We start from the raw sequence: 18,250 nt of genomic DNA, 5'->3' as shown, positions 1-18,250 counted from the left end.
GTTTTGATAACAACACGATTTGATCACAACGATAGGTGGGAACAATCAGCGGAAAGGAAGTGCGAGCCCAGCCAAGGGGTTAGGCAATACGCCAACAAAAACGCCGCAACGATGCGGCGCTTTGGCAGGGAAAGGTTAGCTACAACAGCTCAGCGGGGAAATCCATCTCCACAACCGCCAGCTGATTCTTACGCCCCTTCTTTACCTTGATGTCCATCCCTTTGCGCAGTAGATGCATCTGGCCTGGTTGAACCAGGGCCTTGGCAGTGTGGAGTCGGGTGTCGCCCGGGAGATAAAAATCAACGTCAAAGAAAAAGTCATTGCCATATCGAGTGTTGGTTTGCCGACAGGATTCGAGGTGTGAGGCGATAATTTCACCTTGCCAGCTGTCCTTGTTGAGATAGTTTTTAACTGCAGACATCTCGGTCGAGTTACCGCCGTTGTTTTTAAAAATACAGTAAAAGAAAATGCCCATCACGACAGGGGTGGCGATCCCCGCATACAGGAAGTACTTCGACATATCAGCCAGAGACATAAGCGTGCTGCTCCATTTTATGTAATTATAAACAATGAGTTATTCGTTACATTCAGCGTTCTGTTGCTGATATTGGTCACCTCGACATTCACCACCACCCCGTTCGTTTCCGTTTTGAACGCCGTCTTTGAAAACTCTTTCAGCTTATAAGAATTGGATAGCCCCGTCAGGCCGTTGGACACGCCAACGATGCTGCTGGCTATCGCCGATGCCGATACGCTATTACCGGTAATGCTTTCACTGAAGGCAGTCACGGTCAGGCTGTGCAGCTTGGGATTGAACACGGACTCCGGCGCTTCGAGGCTGATCTTTTCGCCGCTGACAATTTTGATCTGATGCGGGCTGTAAATCGTAATGGTTCCCGCGTTGACGTTTTGCGTCCAGTCGCCGCTATTGATATTGGTGGTAACGCCGTCTTTGATCGTTTCGTTGACGCCGCCCTTGATCTCGCTGGTAACGCCCCCCGTGATGTTCTCTTTATGGCCGCCAGCGCCGATCGTAACGTCCCGCCCTTTATCCAGGGTCTCAGTCAGTTTGCCGGAGACATGGTGGCTTTCATTCCCGTCGATATCGCTGGTACGGTCGCCTTTGATCGTTACCTTGTCACCGCCGTCCTTAATGTCGAACGTCCGCCCTGCCTTGATCTCCGTAGCGACACCGCCATTAAAATAGCCGGTTTCTTTTTTATCCACCGTGGTGGTGCGCTGGCTCTTGTAATGGAAGGTGGCATTGCCCGTCACTTCGTCTTGCTGTTGCTTGAGGATAGTTGTCGACCGGTTACCGTCAATATTGACCTGCTGGTCATTTTCCACCGAAACCTTCATATCCTTTTCGGAGTGCAGTTCCACGGCCTCGCTGCCCACCTTATCTTCGAAAAACAGATAGCTGGCATTGTCCCGGCTTCCGTCCTTACTGCGAGTCATAAAGCCCATTTGCGTAGCCGCCGCCGGCAACACCCACGGTGGCATGCTCGCTTCATTGTAGACGCGCCCGGTGACAATCGGCCGATCCGGATCGCCATTGATAAAGTCCACCACCACTTCATCACCGACGCGCGGTATCTGTACCGAACCGAACCCTTGCCCCGCCCAGGCACTCGAGACCCTCACCCAGCACGAACTGGTATCATCCCCTTTGGCGCGGCGATCCCAGTGAAACTTCACTTTTATCCGGCCGTATTTGTCCGTCCAGATATTCTCGCCGACGGGCCCCACCACCTTGGCCGTTTGCGGGCCATAGGTGCGCGGCCACGGCGTCACCGTCAGCGGACGAAAGACGGTAGCAGCCGGGATAACCGTAAAGTCGATGCGATGAATCGTCTCTCCTTCTTCGCCGCTGGCGTAGCGGTTCTCGGAGAACGTATAATCGGCGGCCGTCGTCAGGTATTCGCCGTTATCGCTGAAAAACGGGGCGTTGATCAGGGTAAAGGTATAGCCCGGCGCGATTCCGATCGCCGTTGCTGTGCCATGTACCTGCTGATGTTCCACCTGCCAGCGTTCCTGGCGCACGCGTGCGTAGAATTCTCCATCGGCGTGCTCGACATAGCGGCCCGGCCAATCGTAGACGTCGATGCTGCCCGGCATCGGCGAGGCCGGGTTTTGGCGAGCCTGGAACAGCCAGGCGTTCGGTTTGCGAAAGTCATAGTCGTCCAAACCGTAAATGCCCGGCGTTACGCTGTCTTCCGGTGCCCATTGGCCGATGCCCTGCTCGAGGGTGCTGCCGCCAGACGGAGTCTGATGGTAAGGAATCGTCTCGTAGCCGCTAAACGGCTGATACTGCCCTGCCGCATCCGTCAGCACCAGCGTGTGGCGGCCCGCCTCATGGCGAAAATGGTAAACAATACCCTCCAGCTCCATGAGGCGGCTGATAAAATCGAGACTGCTCTCCTGATACTGAACACAGTAATCCCACACCCGATAGCGACCGGTGAGTTTATCCTCTACGTTAACCTGATATTCGCTGAGCAAAGCATGCACCGTTTGCGGCACCGTCTGGCCCTGGAAGATGCGCAGATTGCGATCCCGCTTCATCGGCCATAGATCCGATTCCACCGTCAGCGTATACACAGCATAACGCGTGCCACTTAATTCGACGGCACTGACGGCAACGCGGGTCACTTTGCCATTGATATGGCGATCCGCTGACAGCAGTCCCGTCGGTAGATTCACCGTGACCGGTTGCCCCAACAGCTCGCTGCGATTAATGCGGGCATCCCGTCCCAGCAAGGTCAGCGTAAGCGCAAACGGCTCGGACAAGGCCTCACGGCCCGCCAGCTTCCAAAAAAGCAGGCCCTCAACGGGCAATTGAACAGAGATACGGCTGGTCATGAGATAAGCGGCTCCGCTGGCAATTGGTTAGCATTACTTTAACTTCCGAGAGAAAAAAAACTCTTTGCCAGAACAAAAACACTTTGTTTTCAGATGATTCCTAACAAGGAAGACATAAGCTGTCTTAAGCCAGAATGGGCATTATTCAGAAACTTAGTGGAAATGACAGAGGGAGTCGGTCTGACGTTAAAGCGCCATAACGCGTTCCCCCAACCAAGATTGGATTAGCGCAGCTTGCGAATGGTGTGTGTTATGGCGCAGGGTTTTACGCATAAAAAACCCGGAGAGGCGCAGGCCTGTCCGGGTGTTGTTTGATGTCGTCAACGCTGGCGGCTATTTAATCGGCAGCTTGATGTCCTTGAACATCGCTTCAATCTCTTCGTTGGAACGCAACGCCACCGCGCTGTCGACCACGTCGCGCGTCAGGTGCGGCGCGAAGCGCTGAATAAAGTCGTACATGTAGCTGCGCAGGAAGGTGCTGCGGCGGAAGCCGATCTTGGTGGTGCTGTAGGTGAAGATATCGCGCGCATCCACCGTCACCAGATCCGGATCCTGCACTGGATCCACCGCCATGCTGGCGATCACCCCCACCCCCAGTCCCAGACGCACATAGGTTTTGATCACGTCGGCGTCGGTGGCGGTAAAGACGATGCGCGGCGTCAGGCCGGCGCGGTTGAAGGCGGTGTCCAGCTCCGAGCGGCCGGTAAAGCCGAAGGTGTAAGTGACGATCGGGTAAGCCGCCAGTTCTTCAATGCTGATGCTGCTTTTGCCCGCCAAAGGATGATCGGGCTTCACCACCACCGCACGGTTCCAGTGGTAGCACGGCAGCATGATGAGATCGTCGTACAGGTGCAGCGCTTCGGTGGCGATGGCGAAATCGGCGGTGCCCTTGGAGACCGCTTCGGCGATCTGCGTCGGCGACCCCTGGTGCATGTGCAGCGAGACGCGCGGGTAACGCTCGATAAAGCCCTTAATCACGTTGGGCAAGGCGTAGCGAGCCTGCGTATGCGTGGTGGCGACGTACAGCGAGCCTTTGTCCGGGTAGGTGTGTTCACCGGCAACGGCTTTGATGGCGTCCACTTTGGACAATACTTCACGCGCGATGCGAATGATTTCCTGGCCGGCGGGGGTGACCTGGGTCAGGTGCTTGCCGCTACGGGCGAAAATCTGGATGCCCAGCTCATCTTCGAGCATGCGCACCTGTTTACTGATGCCGGGTTGCGAGGTATAGAGCCCTTCTGCCGTCGAGGAGACATTCAGGTTGTGGTTAACCACTTCCACAATGTAACGAAGCTGCTGCAATTTCATATCTTATACCATCCTAGGTTAAACACTGCGGCTTACCCGCAGCCAGGTATATCGGTGTCGCCCCGGTATGCTGAAACTCACAAGCCATAAACACCGTGTTCTACCCTGATGGTGAAGAAAGCGCCGTTGTTAATAAGCTTTAATAATAAAAAAACTTTTTATATAACCACTATACCACGTTGCAGCTTCAAGTATAGATCCGCGTCACACTATGATAACGATTATTTTGCATTGGTATCAACGTGAAACGACGGTAACGGAGGGATAAAAACAGCAAAGGATAGATCCGTTTGCCCCTTTTCACCAATAAAAAACCAGCCGCCAGGGCTGGTTTTTCATCTTGCAGGCAGGACATCAGCCTTACTTCTTGCCTTCAACCCACTTGCCGTCCACGTAGAACGCAGACCAACCGGTCGCCTTGCCGTCTTTTTCAGAAGAGACGTACTGCTGCTTGGTTTTACGGCTGAAACGCACCAGCGTTTTATTGCCTTCGGCATCCGCGACCGGCGCATCGGCCAGATAACGCAGTTTCTCCGGCAGACGATCCTTGAAGCGAGCCAGCTCTTCCACCAGCGGCGCGCGGGTTTCGCGCGATTTAGGGAAGGTATTGGCCGCCAGGAACACGCCGGCAGCGCCGTCACGCAGCACGAAATAGGCGTCGGACTTCTCGCACGGCAGCTCTGGCAACGGTACCGGATCTTCCTTCGGCGGCGCGACATCGCCGTTACGCAGGATCTTACGGGTGTTTTTGCAGTTCTCGTTGGTGCAGCCCATGTACTTGCCGAAGCGCCCCATTTTCAGGTGCATTTCCGAGCCGCATTTGTCGCACTCCACCACCGGGCCGTCATAGCCTTTCAGGCGGAACTCGCCCTCTTCGATCTCATAACCGTCACACGCCGGGTTGTTACCGCAGACGTGCAGCTTACGCTGGTTGTCGATCAGATAGCTGTCCATCGCCGTACCGCATTTCTGGCAGCGGCGGCGTGCGCGCAGCGCGTTGGTTTCCGCGTCGTCGCCTTCGAGGATGTTGAGCACTTCCGCTTCAGGCACCAGGTTGATGGTGGTTTTGCAACGCTCCTTCGGCGGCAGCGCGTAGCCGGAACAGCCGAGGAACACACCGGTGCTGGCGGTACGGATGCCCATCTTGCGGCCGCAGGTCGGGCAGTCAATGCTGGTCATCACCATCTGGTTAGGCCGCATGCCGCCTTCTTCCGGATCCTTCTCCGCCGTTTCCAGCTGCTCGCTGAAGTCGACGAAGAATTCGTCCAACACCGCTTTCCACTCGGCCTGGTTGTTGGCGACCTCATCAAGGCCGTCTTCCATGCGCGCGGTGAAGTCATAGTTCATCAGCTCGCGGAAGTTCTCTTCCAGGCGATCGGTGACGATCTCGCCCATTTTCTCGGCATAGAAGCGGCGGCTTTCCACCCGCACATAACCGCGATCCTGAATGGTCGAGATGATGGAGGCGTAGGTGGACGGACGGCCGATACCGCGTTTTTCCAACTCTTTCACCAGTGAGGCTTCGCTGTAGCGCGCCGGCGGCTTGGTGAAGTGCTGGCTTGGGATCAGTTTCTGCAGATCAAGTTCGCTGCCGATTTCGACGTATGGCAGAGTGCGATCTTCATCGCCCTTGCGCAGCGCCGGCATCACCTTGGTCCAGCCGTCAAAGCGCAGCGTACGGCCCTTGGCGCGCAGTTGATAATCGCCGGCCTTCACCGTCAGCGTGGTGGAATCGTATTGCGCCGGTGTCATCTGGCAGGCAACGAACTGGCGCCAGATCAGCTGATACAGCTTCTGCGCGTCCGCCTCCATGTCTTTCAACTGCTCGGCGAGCACGTTCACGTCCGAAGGACGGATCGCTTCGTGCGCTTCCTGCGAATTCTCTTTGCTGCTGTACTGATTCGGCGCCTTCGGCAGGTATTTGTCGCCGAAGTTGTCGCCGATGTAGCCACGCACCATGTTGAGCGCATCCTGGCTCAGGTTGGTGGAATCGGTACGCATATAGGTGATGTGGCCGGCTTCATACAGCCGTTGCGCCATCATCATGGTTTTCTTCACGCCGAAGCTCAGGCGGGTACTGGCGGCCTGTTGCAGCGTGGAGGTAATGAAAGGCGCGCCCGGCTTGCTGCTGGTCGGTTTATCTTCGCGATCCAGCACCGTATAACGGGCTTTTTCCAGCAGCTTGACCGCGGCGTGAGTCTGCTCGCGGTTGACCGGCTTGAACGGTTTGTCGTGCGCGTGAGTCACTTCCATCTGCAGCGCGGTTTCACCCTTCGCCAGCAGATCGGCATGCAGTTCCCAGTACTCTTCCGGCACGAACGCCTTGATGTCGCGTTCGCGCTCAACCACCAGACGCACCGCCACCGACTGCACGCGGCCGGCGGACAGGCCGCGGGCGATTTTCTTCCACAGCAGCGGCGAGACCATATAGCCCACCACGCGGTCCATAAACCGGCGTGCCTGCTGCGCGTTGACGCGGTCAATGTTCAGCTCGCCCGGCTGTTTGAACGCCTGTTGGATTGCGTTTTTGGTGATTTCGTTAAACACCACGCGGCTAAAGCGTTTGTCATCCCCACCGATCACTTCCCGCAGGTGCCAGGCGATGGCTTCCCCTTCGCGGTCAAGGTCGGTTGCGAGATAAATGTGGTCGGCGTTTTCCGCCAACGATTTTAACTCGGCGACCACTTTTTCTTTACCCGGCAGGATTTCATAATGCGCTTTCCAGCCGTGGTAAGGGTCGACGCCCATGCGATTTACCAGCGCCGCCTTCTCATCTTTTTTAACTTTTTTCTTGGCTTTGTCTTCGGTTGAGTCAGCGCTCTTTTTGCTGGCTGAGCCACTGGTCGGCAAATCACGGATATGACCGACGCTGGACTTCACCACGTAGTCACTTCCTAAATATTTATTAATAGTTTTGGCTTTTGCCGGGGACTCAACTATTACGAGAGCTTTACCCATATTTACCTTTACCTAATTTATTTCTTCTAAAAAGAAGTCTTTTATCTCGCCGTGCCGCGGCAATTCGTGTCTCTTTTTTTATATTGCGGCAGTCTGGCAAGAGATCAACAGATTTTTTTCTTTTGGTTGCCCAATTGCTCAACCTGAACGCAAGTTGTTGATCCTGCCTGCTATTCACCCATGCCCCAGAAGTATGGCTGTGTGAGTTTTATTCATGGCGTAAACAAAACCTTCCACCCGACGCCGCAAAATCCCACACTGTACCTGATAAAAAGCGTCACGCAACCTAATTAGCACGGAAAGGCAGATTTCGCCAACCGGCGGCCGCCCATGGCCATCCAGACGGCAAATAAACCTTAGTCGGTTTGCGGATAAAAGCGAACCGGCGTTAGAATATGCGCAGCGTTTTTTGTTTGGAGTCTAATAAATGCACAAGAATACTGCACCTATCGGCCGCGAGGCCCTACTGGCGGAAGCAAATAACATCATCCGCCAACACGAAGATTATCTGCACGGCATGATCGCCACCGACGTTGAACAAAAAAGCGGCGTTTTAGTTTTTCGAGGCGAATACTTTTTGGATGCCGACGGATTGCCCACCGCCAAAACCACCGCGGTATTTAATATGTTTAAACATTTGGCCCATCTGCTTTCGGAAAAATACCACCTGGTCGATTGAGTAAAGAAAACGGGGGCACCTGGCCCCCGTTGATTCCTGCTCTCATCGCCGTTACAACAACGGCTTTTCCCCACGCTGCCACCAGCGCAACAGTAAACGATCGACGCTTTCCGCCGCGCTGCCGGTGAAGCGATCCATCAGGCGTTTGCGGCGCGTGTAGCGCACGGCGATCACTTCGTGGTTATCCAACTCGGCGATCAGCAAATCGTCGCTGGTGCCGATGGCGTCGATCAGCCCCTTTTCTTTGGCCTGAGAACCGAACCAGTGCTCACCGGTGGCGACGCTATCGATATCCAGCGACGGGCGCTGCTCATGCACGAAGCGCTTGAACAGTTCGTGGGTTTCGTTCAGATCTTCGCGAAACTTCTCGCGCCCTTGCTCGGTGTTTTCACCGAACAGCGTCAGCGTGCGTTTGAACTGCCCGGCGGTGTGCAGCTCCACGTCGATGTCATTCTTTTTCAGCAGGCGGTGGAAGTTCGGGATCTGCGCCACCACGCCGATGGAACCGATGATGGCGAACGGTGCCGCCACGATGCGATCCGCGACGCAGGCCATCATGTAGCCGCCGCTGGCCGCCACTTTATCCACCGCTACCGTCAGGCGAATGCCGCCCTTGCGCAGGCGCTCCAACTGCGAGGCCGCCAGGCCATAGCCATGCACCACCCCGCCAGGGCTTTCCAGGCGCAGCAGGACTTCATCCTGCGCCGACGCCACCGCCAGCACCGCCGAGATCTCTTCACGCAACGACGTCACCTCGTGCGCGTCCATGCTGCCTTTGAAATCCAGCACATACAGGCACGGCTTGGCCACTTCCACCGCGCCGGACTTGGCGCGCTGCTTCTTCAATTTGTCATCAGATTTGGTCTGCTTCTTGAACTGTTTCAGCCAGACCTTCTGCTCGGCGGCATCCATGCGCGCCAGGCGCATATCGCGCTGCATCTCGCGATACTGTTCGCCGAGGTCGGTCAGCTGCAACTCCCCTTTTTGGCGGCTCTTGCGTTGCCCCAGGCTGACCGCCAATATGGCCAACGCGGCGATGGCGAGCACCACCGTGGCGACCTTGGCCAGAAACAGGCCATAAACAGATATAAACTCCACAGATTCCGCCTTTATTTACAGGTTGTTAGTATACTTCTTTCCATTCTAGCCAACCGCAGCGGCTGCTGTCGCGGCTAAATGAAAATTCATTGCGCACGGAGCATCACTATGGGGACGATTTACGGTCGAACCAAGCCGCCGCTGCCGCGCTTTTGTTACAAAAGAATGCCATTTCAGCCTGCTACGCATTGAAAATGCCCGCGGATTAAGGCATATAACACCCATTATTCATCAATACGATGAGACGGATTCGCTGCGCGGCCCGCAGACGGTCGAGCCTTTGCTCCCGCCCCGGCCGCGCGTTTCACCCTTGCTCCCCGATATTCGCGGGAGAACAGCCACCCAGGCGAGGATGTATCGTGCATTACCAACCCAAACAAGACCTGCTCGAACAACGTATCATTTTAGTTACCGGCGCCGGTGACGGCATCGGCCGTGAAGCGGCGCTGACCTACGCGCGCTTCGGTGCCCAACTGGTGCTGCTGGGCCGTACCGAGAGCAAACTGCTGGCGGTACAACAAGAAATTGCGGCCCAGGGCGGCGCCCCGGCCTTGGTGGTGACGCTGGACTTGCTGCACGCCACTCAGGAGCAATGCCGGCAGATAGCCGACGATCTGGCTAGCCAGATCCCCCGCCTTGACGGCGTGCTGCACAACGCCGGCCTGCTCGGCGACATCGCGCCGATGGCCGAGCTGTCGATGACCATGTGGCAAGAGGTGATGCAGGTTAACGTCAACGCCACCTTTATGCTGACCCAGGCACTGTTGCCACTGCTGCTGAAATCCCACGCCGGTTCGCTGGTGTTCACCAGCTCCAGCGTCGGGCGTACCGGCCGCGCAGACTGGGGGGCCTATGCGGTGTCGAAGTTCGCCACCGAGGGCATGATGCAGGTATTGGCCGACGAGTACAAAACTCGCAATTTGCGGGTGAACTGCATCAATCCGGGTGGCACCCGCACCAAAATGCGCGCATCCGCCTTCCCACACGAAGACAAGAACAAACTGAAGACCCCCGCCGATATTATGCCGTTGTACCTGTATCTGATGGGCGAGGACAGCCGCCGCAAAACTGGCATGAGCTTCGACGCGCAGCCGAACCGTAAACCCGGCGCGGCCGAATAATAAGGAGCGTTTCATGGCGGAAGATCGTCATCAACAGCGCCAGCAGCGCCTGAAAGAACAGGTCGATGCGCGCATCGCCGCGGCGCAGGATACCCGCGGCCTGCTGCTGGTGTTTACCGGTAACGGCAAGGGTAAAACCACCGCCGCCTTCGGCACCGTCACCCGGGCGGTTGGCCACGGCATGCGCGCCGGGGTGATCCAGTTCATCAAGGGCGAATGGCCCAATGGCGAAAAGAATCTGCTACAGCAACACGGCGTTGAATTTCAGGTAATGGCCACCGGTTTCACCTGGGAGACGCAGAACAAGGCCGGCGACACCGCCGCCTGCCAGGCGGTGTGGCAGCACGGTAAACGCATGCTGGCCGACAGCAGCCTGGACCTGGTGCTGCTGGACGAAGTGACCTACATGCTGACCTACGGCTATCTGGAACTGGACGAGTTGAAGGAAGCGCTCCTACGGCGCCCTGTGCACCAAACGGTGATCCTGACCGGGCGCGGTTGCCATCGCGATCTATTGGAACTGGCTGATACGGTCACGGAGATGCGACCGGTGAAACACGCGTTCGACGCAGGCGTGAAGGCGCAACAAGGGATCGATTGGTAACAAAAAGTTCTGGCCCCGAACGGGGCCAGAATGAGGGATTAGCTGCGTTTGCTTGGCTTGCCCGGTTTACCCGGTTTGCTGCCAGGCGCGCTGCGGCGGCCGCTGCCGGCTACCTGCGAGTGGCGCTTGACCGCACGGCGGATCTGGTTAGCCTTCACGCGGCGGCGCTCACGCTCCACCGGCATTTTGCTGACCGTTTCCGGCTTCAGTTCCACCAGCTCGCGCAGGTAGTTGATCGCCGGCAGGTCCAGTTCGGCCCAGCCGCCGCGCGGCAGGCCTTTCGGCAGATCGATGTCGCCGTAACGCACGCGGATCAGGCGGCTCACCTGCACGCCCACCGCTTCCCACAGGCGACGCACTTCACGGTTGCGGCCTTCGGTCAGGGTCACGTTGTACCACTGGTTGAGGCCTTCACCGCCCTGGAAGCTGATAGTGCGGAAGGCGGCCGGGCCGTCTTCCAATTGCACGCCCTTGCTCAGCTGCTTCACTTTCGCATCGTCAACCTGGCCGAACACGCGTACCGCGTACTCACGTTCCACTTCACGGCTTGGATGCATCAGACGGTTGGCCAGTTCGCCATCGGTGGTGAACAGCAGCAGACCGGAGGTGTTGACGTCCAGTCGCCCTACCGCCACCCAGCGTGAACCGCGCAGCTTCGGCAAGCGATCGAACACCGTCGGGCGGCCTTCAGGATCGCTGCGGGTACACAGCTCGCCTTCCGGTTTGTAGTAAGCCAGCACCCGGCAAACCACCTCTTCGGATTCTTTGATCGACAGGACATGGCCATCCAGACGAATTTTCATCGCCGGGGTCACTTCAACGCGGTCGCCCAGCTTGGCGACCTTGCCGTCGACGCTGACGCGCCCGGCTTCAATCATGGTTTCGATTTCACGACGCGAGCCATGCCCGGCGCGCGCTAATACTTTCTGTAACTTTTCGCTCATTGAGCAACCTCTAATGTCGCCTTCACAGGCGTCGGGGGGATACCGTCGTGGCCAACAGCCACGACGGTCATAATACGTTTATCAGGATCGAACCGTGTATTATACAGGCTTTCTAAGGTGTTGAAACCCACTTTATCGGCGGTGCCCCCCTTCAGACGGCGTTCACGGCGCCAAAAAATCCTCCACAGCCCACAGCACCGAGTCAGGCCGTTCCAGAATGCCGAGGTGAGTACGGGCCTCCCCGAGACGCACCACGGAGAAAAACGGCTGCTCGGCGGCAAAGGCCTGCTGTTGCCGCAGATAGTCGTCACGGCGATCCAACGAGTAGATGTGCCGGCACGGCGGCGGTGCGCTCATTCCCGCCAGGCGTTGCAGCGGTGAGCCGAATTGCCGATAGGCCTGTTCGATGGCCACGCCGGCGGCACGCCAGAGCCGGTAATCTTCCTGCGCCATCTCAACCTCCAGATGGCGTTTGACCCGATCGTGGCGGATGCCGCCCTGCCAGAAGTCGAACAAGGCGTCGCGCGCCGCCTGCCACCGCTGCGGCTCCTGCATGCGGCTCACCGCCGTAAAGAACGCCGGTTCCGGCTGCGTCATGATCCAGTCGAGAAACACCATGCCCTGCACCCGCTGCGGCAACGCTTCAGCCAACGCTACCGCCAGCCAGCTGGCGTGCGCCACCGACAGGGTGACCACGTTATCCAAACGCAGCGCCGTCAGCAGTTGGCGCACATCCTCCAGCAAATCGTCCGCCGTCAGCGACATCTCCGCGGCTTTCGACGACAGGCCATGGCCCCGCCAGTCGATGTTGATCACCCGATAACGTTCGGCCGCCAAAGCAATGAACGGCTCGAACACGGTTTTCGGTTCGCACCAGCCGGGCAACAGCACCAGCGTGAGCGGCCCTGAGCCGATATCCTGATAGTCGAGCATCATGTTGGCACTGTGAAATGCGGTCATATTACCTCCTGCGCGTCTCTCCCCGACCCGTTCGGGAAATACCGACGGGAATAAGGTGACAGCGCAGCAGGCATTGATCTATTGAAGTTCGTGCGGAATGCGCCCCGAGCGCATCTTATGAAAAAATGCGCACTAATTGGAACGGGAACTTAATGGCGCACGCAGGGATAGGCAGCGCTTAATGCCAGCATGATCACCGACGGAGCGGAATAATGCAGTTGCTCTGGGTGCTCGTTCAAATACTTCATCACCGCGTCGGCGGCGACGCCGATGCTCATCCCGGCAGCCGGACAGATATTGCGATTGCCCTGCATAGAATAGGTATCGAATACGCCGGCGACGTATCCCATAAACATGCCACCATTCAGCGCTTCGGCCACGGTGGCTTCACCGCTTTTATTTTTTACGTAACCGCCGGATTCCGCCAGCAAACCGCTGCCTGAATAAAAACCCGCATTTGCCATTGAGGAAAATAATAAGGCCGCTAAAAAAGAAACCTGTTTAATCATTGCTGCGCATCCTGCCCATTATCAATTCTGAAGTAATCAAGAATAGCGGCTTTCACGCGAAATAGCCTCGCTTCAGCCGATTTTCAGACAATGGGCAAGGTGGCAACCTTTTACATCAGCGGAAAGGCGCCGCGTCGCCCGCCCCTTCGCGCACCACTTCCGGCGTGGATTCGGTCAGATCGATAACCGTAGTCGGCTGTTGGCCGAGGAAGCCGCCGTGGATCACCAGATCGACCACCTTGCCCAAATGATCGCTGATCTCTTCCGGATCGGACTCAGCAAAATCATTGCCCGGCAGCATCAGGGTGGTGGACATCATCGGTTCGTTCAACGCCTCCAATAGCGCCAGCGCGATCGGGTTTGAGGGCACGCGCAGGCCGATAGTTTTACGCTTTTCATTCATCAGGCGACGCGGCACTTCTTTGGTCGCCTTCAGAATGAACGTGTAGTGGCCCGGCGTATTGTTTTTGATCAGGCGGAAGGCCGTGTTATCGACGTGCGCATAGGTCGACAACTCGGACAGATCGCGGCACATCAGGGTAAAGTTGTGGTTGCCGTCCAACTGACGGATGCGGCAAATGCGCTCCATCGCCGCCTTCTCTTCCAGCATGCAACCCAGCGCATAGCCGGAATCGGTGGGATAAACGATCACGCCGCCCTTGCGCAGCACCTCAACCGCCTGGTTAATCAAACGCGGCTGCGGGTTGTCCGGGTGAATATAAAAAAGCTGACTCATGACTTGCTCCTAAAATGATGCCCGCGCGCGTTGCCACGCGCGTAAAATCAGACCGCCTCGCCCGGCTGCAGCCAATCGCGCCACACCGGCTCAACGCCGCCCGGCAGCCACAGCTTGCGGCCCAGTTCGATCCACGAACAAGGCTGATGAAAATCAGAGCCTTGCGAGGCCAACAGGCGGTAGTCCTGGGCGTATTTCGCCAGCTGCGCGCGCTCATGCGGCGCCTGCTGACACTGCGCCACTTCCATGGCGTCGCCGCCGTGTTCGGCGAAATGCGCCAGTAAACGTTTCAACCACTTCGCGGTCAGATCGTAACGGCCGGGATGCGCCATCACCGCCTGACCGCCCGATTGATGAATCGCATCAATGGCTTGTTCTATTGTACACCACTGCGGCGGCACGTAGCCGGTTTTGCCCTTGGCCAAGTATTTCTTGAACACCTGCGCCATGTTGTTCGCCACGCCAAGCTCCACCAGGTAACGGGCGAAATGGCCGCGGGTGACCGCGCCGGCGCCCGCCAGCCGTTGCGCGCCGGCATAGGCGTCAGGGATCCGCGCTTTACCCAGGCGCACGCCAATCTCCTGCGCCCGCCAGTTGCGGCGTTCGGTTTGTTCCGCCAACAGTGCCACCAGCGCCGGATGCGTGACGTCCATGCCCAACCCAACGATATGAATTTCATGATTTTCCCACAGCGTCGAGATTTCAACCCCGTTGACCAACCGCAACGGCAACGCCTGCTCCGCAATGGCCGTGGCGGCCTCGGCCAATCCGGCGGTGGTATCGTGATCGGTGATCGCCAGCACGCCTACACGCATCTCGGCCGCCCGCAGTACCAGCTGCGTCGGCGTCAGATAACCGTCGGAGGCGGTCGTGTGGCTGTGGAGATCGTACAGAGTAAAAGCGGTGGATGGGGGGTTACTGTCTGTCAAAACGGCTATCCGGCAATGGCTTGGTTTTCTATCATACCCGCGATCGACGGCCGGACGGAAATCTATTCTGCCCTGGCCGCAGGCGCCAGGCGGATGATGAATAGAATTCACGCTGGCCGCTAAAACATTGTACAAAAAGAGGGTTGACTTTGTCGCCACGAACCAGTTAACTAGTACACAAGTTCACGGCAACGGCCGTGTCAGATGAGCGTTAACAGAGAGAGTCGGCAAATGAACAACTATATTTCTCTTCACGGTTGGTGGCGTACCTCCCTCTTGCGGGCGGTGTAATCGCGCATAGCTGTCATCTGACAATGCAGATTTCCTGAGCCCGCACTTGATGCGGGCTTTTTTATGGACAGAATTCACTGGAACCACCGATGATGAACACCAAACCACAACTGACATTGCTGAAGGCGCAAGCCAGCTACCGGGGCGACCCCACCACCCTTTTCCACCAGCTGTGCGGCGCCCGTCCGGCCACCCTGCTGCTGGAGTCGGCGGAAATCAACAGCAAACAGAATCTGCAGAGCCTGCTGGTGATCGACAGCGCGCTGCGCATTACCGCACTGGGCCACACCGTCAGCGTGCAGGCGCTCACCGCCAACGGCGCGGCGCTGCTGCCGCTGCTGGACGAAGCGCTGCCGCCTGAGGTACGCAACCAGGCACGCCCCAACGGCCGCGAGCTGACCTTCCCGGCGATCGACGCGGTGCAGGACGAAGATGCCCGCCTGCGCTCACTGTCGGTGTTCGACGCGCTGCGTACGCTGCTGACCCTGGTGGACTCTCCGGCGGACGAGCGCGAAGCCGTGATGCTGGGCGGCCTGTTCGCCTACGATTTGGTCGCCGGTTTCGAAGATCTGCCGGCACTGCGCCAGGATCAGCGCTGCCCGGACTTCTGCTTCTATCTGGCTGAAACGCTGTTGGTGCTTGATCACCAACGCGGTACGGCCCGTCTGCAGGCCAGCGTCTTCAGTGAACAAGCGAGTGAAGCGCAGCGTTTGCAGCAACGTCTGGAACAACTTCAGGCCGAGTTGCAACAAACCCCGCAGCCGATCCCGCACCAAACGCTGGAAAACATGCAGCTGAGCTGTAACCAGAGCGACGAAGAGTACGGCGCGGTGGTCAGCGAGCTGCAGGAAGCGATCCGCCAGGGCGAGATTTTCCAGGTGGTGCCGTCGCGCCGCTTCACCCTGCCGTGCCCGGCGCCGCTGGCGGCCTACCAGACGTTGAAAGACAACAACCCCAGCCCGTACATGTTCTTCATGCAGGATGATGACTTCACCCTGTTCGGCGCTTCGCCGGAGAGCGCGCTGAAATACGACGCGGGCAATCGCCAGATCGAAATCTACCCGATCGCCGGCACCCGCCCGCGCGGACGCCGTGCCGATGGTTCGCTGGATCTGGATCTCGACAGCCGCATTGAGCTGGAAATGCGCACCGACCACAAAGAGCTGGCCGAGCACCTGATGCTGGTCGATCTGGCGCGCAACGATCTGGCGCGCATCTGCCAGGCCGGCAGCCGCTACGTGGCCGACCTGACCAAGGTGGACCGCTATTCGTTCGTCATGCACCTGGTTTCCCGCGTGGTGGGCACCCTGCGCGCCGATCTCGACGTGCTGCACGCCTACCAGGCCTGCATGAATATGGGCACCCTGAGCGGCGCGCCAAAAGTGCGGGCGATGCAGCTGATCGCCGCCTCAGAAGGCACGCGCCGAGGCAGCTACGGCGGCGCGGTAGGCTACTTTACCGCCACCGGCGATCTGGATACCTGCATCGTCATTCGCTCAGCCTACGTCGAAGACGGCATCGCCACCGTGCAGGCCGGTGCCGGCGTGGTACTGGACTCCATCCCGCAGGCGGAAGCCGACGAAACCCGTAATAAAGCCCGTGCCGTGCTGCGCGCCATCGCCACTGCGCACCATGCCAAGGAGGTGTTCTGATGGCCGATATCCTGCTGCTCGACAACGTCGACTCCTTTACCTACAACCTGGTCGATCAGCTGCGCGCCAGCGGCCACCAGGTGGTGATTTACCGTAACCAGATCGCCGCCGAGGTGATCATCGAACGCCTGGAGCACATGACCCAGCCGGTACTGATGCTGTCGCCCGGCCCCGGCACGCCGTCCGAAGCGGGCTGCATGCCGGAACTGCTGCAGCGCCTGCACGGTCGGCTGCCGATTATCGGCATCTGCCTCGGCCACCAGGCGATCGTCGAAGCCTACGGCGGCCAGGTCGGCCAGGCGGGTGAGATCCTGCACGGCAAAGCCTCGGCGATCGCTCACGATGGCGAAGGCATGTTCGCCGGCATGGCCAACCCGCTGCCGGTGGCGCGCTACCACTCGCTGGTCGGCAGCAACATCCCTGCCGATCTCACCGTCAACGCCCATTTCGGCGAGATGGTGATGGCGGTGCGCGACGACCACCGCCGCGTGTGCGGCTTCCAGTTCCACCCGGAATCGATTCTGACCACCCATGGCGCGCGCCTGCTTGAGCAGACCCTCGCCTGGGCGCTGGCGAAGTAATATAAGGAACACGACGATGCAACCTATTCTTGAGAAACTGTACCGCGCCGAGTCGATGAGCCAGCAGGAAAGCCAACAGCTGTTCAGCGCTATCGTGCGCGGCGAACTGGAACCTAGCCAACTGGCGGCGGCGTTGATCAGTATGAAAGTCCGCGGCGAGCGCCCGGAAGAGATCGCCGGCGCCGCCAAAGCGCTGCTGGACGACGCTCAGCCGTTTCCGCGCCCTGACTACCCGTTCGCCGATATCGTCGGCACCGGCGGCGACGGCACCAACAGCATCAATATTTCCACCGCCAGCGCCTTTGTGGCGGCGGCGTGCGGCGCGAAAATCGCCAAACACGGCAACCGCAGCGTCTCCAGCCGTTCCGGCTCTTCGGATCTGCTGGCTGCGTTCGGCATCCGTCTGGATCTGCCGGCGGAAGAAGCGCGCAAAGCGCTGGACGACCTCGGCGTGTGTTTCCTGTTCGCGCCGCAGTACCACACCGGTTTTCGCCACGCCATGCCGGTGCGCCAGCAGCTGAAGACCCGCACGCTGTTCAACGTGCTGGGCCCGCTGATTAACCCGGCGCGTCCGCCGCTGGCGCTGATCGGCGTATACAGCCCGGAACTGGTGCTGCCGATTGCCGAAACCCTGCGCGTGTTGGGCTATCAGCGTGCGGCGGTGGTTCACGGCGGCGGCATGGACGAGGTGGCGATCCACGCCCCGACGCACGTAGCGGAATTGAACAACGGCGAAATCAGCAGCTACCAGCTCACGCCGCAGTCCTTCGGATTGGAAACCTATCCGCTGGAAGCCTTGCTGGGCGGCACGCCGGAAGAAAACCGTGACATTTTGGCGCGGCTGTTACAAGGTAAAGGCGAGCCGGCGCACGCCGCGGCGGTCGCGGCCAACGTCGCGTTGCTTCTGAAGTTATTCGGACATGAAGACCTGCGCCAAAATGCGCAGCAGGCACTGGATATGATCAACAGCGGGCAGGCCTATGAGCGTGTCATCGCACTGGCGGCAAGAGGATAAATG

General features: G+C 58.5%; 14 protein-coding genes, 1 pseudogene and 1 other annotated feature. Of the genes and pseudogenes, 5 read left to right on the top strand and 10 right to left on the bottom strand.

What is annotated here, in order from left to right; all coding sequences use genetic code 11:
• Positions 1-139: 139 nt before the first annotated feature.
• From ACJ8HA_RS04580 to topA, 4 genes are all read right to left on the bottom strand, one after another.
• Positions 140-535, bottom strand: a complete 396-nt coding sequence (locus ACJ8HA_RS04580; protein ID WP_043142513.1) for a hypothetical protein — start codon at positions 533-535, stop codon at positions 140-142.
• A 17-nt stretch (positions 536-552) separates the two neighbouring features.
• Positions 553-2,862 carry a type VI secretion system Vgr family protein gene (locus tag ACJ8HA_RS04575; protein WP_043142510.1) on the bottom strand — a complete coding sequence of 770 codons (2,310 nt, stop codon included), beginning with the start codon at positions 2,860-2,862 and terminating at the stop codon, positions 553-555.
• A gap of 333 nt (positions 2,863-3,195) precedes the next feature.
• Complete coding sequence (cysB, locus tag ACJ8HA_RS04570) at positions 3,196-4,170, bottom strand: HTH-type transcriptional regulator CysB (protein WP_004930690.1); 975 nt, start codon at positions 4,168-4,170, stop codon at positions 3,196-3,198.
• A 360-nt stretch (positions 4,171-4,530) separates the two neighbouring features.
• Positions 4,531-7,128, bottom strand: a complete 2,598-nt coding sequence (topA, locus tag ACJ8HA_RS04565; protein ID WP_004930691.1) for a type I DNA topoisomerase — start codon at positions 7,126-7,128, stop codon at positions 4,531-4,533.
• Positions 7,129-7,555: 427 nt separating this feature from the next.
• Here topA and ACJ8HA_RS04560 point away from each other — a divergent pair, with 427 nt between their 5' ends.
• Positions 7,556-7,807 (top strand): YciN family protein, encoded by a 252-nt coding sequence (locus ACJ8HA_RS04560; RefSeq protein ID WP_033650243.1) that lies wholly within the window; start codon positions 7,556-7,558, stop codon positions 7,805-7,807.
• A gap of 51 nt (positions 7,808-7,858) precedes the next feature.
• Here the strand turns inward: ACJ8HA_RS04560 and sohB are convergent, their stop codons facing one another.
• Positions 7,859-8,905, bottom strand: coding sequence for a protease SohB (sohB, locus tag ACJ8HA_RS04555; RefSeq protein ID WP_004930703.1), 1,047 nt, complete (start codon positions 8,903-8,905; stop codon positions 7,859-7,861).
• Positions 8,906-9,264: 359 nt separating this feature from the next.
• Here sohB and ACJ8HA_RS04550 point away from each other — a divergent pair, with 359 nt between their 5' ends.
• Positions 9,265-10,026, top strand: coding sequence for a YciK family oxidoreductase (locus tag ACJ8HA_RS04550; RefSeq protein WP_025303040.1), 762 nt, complete (start codon positions 9,265-9,267; stop codon positions 10,024-10,026).
• Positions 10,027-10,039: 13 nt separating this feature from the next.
• Positions 10,040-10,630, top strand: a complete 591-nt coding sequence (cobO, locus tag ACJ8HA_RS04545; RefSeq protein ID WP_025303041.1) for a cob(I)yrinic acid a,c-diamide adenosyltransferase — start codon at positions 10,040-10,042, stop codon at positions 10,628-10,630.
• 38 nt (positions 10,631-10,668) lie between these two features.
• Here cobO and rluB read toward each other — a convergent pair whose 3' ends face one another.
• The 5 genes from rluB to rnm form a co-directional block, all read right to left on the bottom strand.
• Positions 10,669-11,574: a 23S rRNA pseudouridine(2605) synthase RluB gene (rluB, locus tag ACJ8HA_RS04540; protein ID WP_025303042.1), complete on the bottom strand. Its 906-nt coding sequence runs from the start codon at positions 11,572-11,574 to the stop codon at positions 10,669-10,671.
• 162 nt (positions 11,575-11,736) lie between these two features.
• Entirely contained in the window at positions 11,737-12,534 is a 798-nt protein-coding gene (locus tag ACJ8HA_RS04535) for an alpha/beta fold hydrolase (protein WP_141998216.1), read from the bottom strand.
• A 149-nt stretch (positions 12,535-12,683) separates the two neighbouring features.
• The gene (locus ACJ8HA_RS04530; RefSeq protein ID WP_025303044.1) at positions 12,684-13,043 is read right to left on the bottom strand and encodes a Rap1a/Tai family immunity protein; all 360 of its coding nucleotides are present in this window, start codon (positions 13,041-13,043) and stop codon (positions 12,684-12,686) included.
• Positions 13,044-13,158: 115 nt separating this feature from the next.
• Positions 13,159-13,779 (bottom strand): L-threonylcarbamoyladenylate synthase, encoded by a 621-nt coding sequence (locus ACJ8HA_RS04525; RefSeq protein ID WP_016927522.1) that lies wholly within the window; start codon positions 13,777-13,779, stop codon positions 13,159-13,161.
• 47 nt (positions 13,780-13,826) lie between these two features.
• Positions 13,827-14,708 carry an RNase RNM gene (gene rnm, locus ACJ8HA_RS04520; protein WP_197822945.1) on the bottom strand — a complete coding sequence of 294 codons (882 nt, stop codon included), beginning with the start codon at positions 14,706-14,708 and terminating at the stop codon, positions 13,827-13,829.
• 252 nt (positions 14,709-14,960) lie between these two features.
• Positions 14,961-15,064: a sequence feature (Trp leader region), on the top strand.
• Positions 15,065-15,088: 24 nt separating this feature from the next.
• On the opposite strand from rnm, the gene ACJ8HA_RS04515 reads away from it, so the two are divergent.
• Positions 15,089-16,651, top strand: coding sequence for an anthranilate synthase component 1 (locus ACJ8HA_RS04515; protein ID WP_025303047.1), 1,563 nt, complete (start codon positions 15,089-15,091; stop codon positions 16,649-16,651).
• A pseudogene (trpD, locus tag ACJ8HA_RS04510) lies at positions 16,651-18,247 on the top strand (bifunctional anthranilate synthase glutamate amidotransferase component TrpG/anthranilate phosphoribosyltransferase TrpD). The gene ACJ8HA_RS04515 and the pseudogene trpD overlap by 1 nt, the downstream one beginning before the upstream one ends.
• Positions 18,248-18,250 lie beyond the last annotated feature (3 nt).

Source organism: Serratia sp. CY33802 (genome assembly GCF_052169095.1).
Lineage (GTDB): Bacteria > Pseudomonadota > Gammaproteobacteria > Enterobacterales > Enterobacteriaceae > Serratia > Serratia bockelmannii.
Note: the sequence above shows the minus strand (reverse complement) of the source record. Positions and strands in the feature narration are given on the sequence as shown.

Coding starts and splice junctions, on each gene's coding strand:
- ACJ8HA_RS04530 (WP_025303044.1), bottom strand. CDS start 13,043: ATGATTAAACAGGTTTCTTTTTTAGCGGCCTTATTATTTTCCTCAATG.
- ACJ8HA_RS04575 (WP_043142510.1), bottom strand. CDS start 2,862: ATGACCAGCCGTATCTCTGTTCAATTGCCCGTTGAGGGCCTGCTTTTT.
- ACJ8HA_RS04525 (WP_016927522.1), bottom strand. CDS start 13,779: ATGAGTCAGCTTTTTTATATTCACCCGGACAACCCGCAGCCGCGTTTG.
- rluB (WP_025303042.1), bottom strand. CDS start 11,574: ATGAGCGAAAAGTTACAGAAAGTATTAGCGCGCGCCGGGCATGGCTCG.
- topA (WP_004930691.1), bottom strand. CDS start 7,128: ATGGGTAAAGCTCTCGTAATAGTTGAGTCCCCGGCAAAAGCCAAAACT.
- ACJ8HA_RS04560 (WP_033650243.1), top strand. CDS start 7,556: ATGCACAAGAATACTGCACCTATCGGCCGCGAGGCCCTACTGGCGGAA.
- ACJ8HA_RS04580 (WP_043142513.1), bottom strand. CDS start 535: ATGTCTCTGGCTGATATGTCGAAGTACTTCCTGTATGCGGGGATCGCC.
- ACJ8HA_RS04515 (WP_025303047.1), top strand. CDS start 15,089: ATGATGAACACCAAACCACAACTGACATTGCTGAAGGCGCAAGCCAGC.
- cysB (WP_004930690.1), bottom strand. CDS start 4,170: ATGAAATTGCAGCAGCTTCGTTACATTGTGGAAGTGGTTAACCACAAC.
- cobO (WP_025303041.1), top strand. CDS start 10,040: ATGGCGGAAGATCGTCATCAACAGCGCCAGCAGCGCCTGAAAGAACAG.
- ACJ8HA_RS04535 (WP_141998216.1), bottom strand. CDS start 12,534: ATGACCGCATTTCACAGTGCCAACATGATGCTCGACTATCAGGATATC.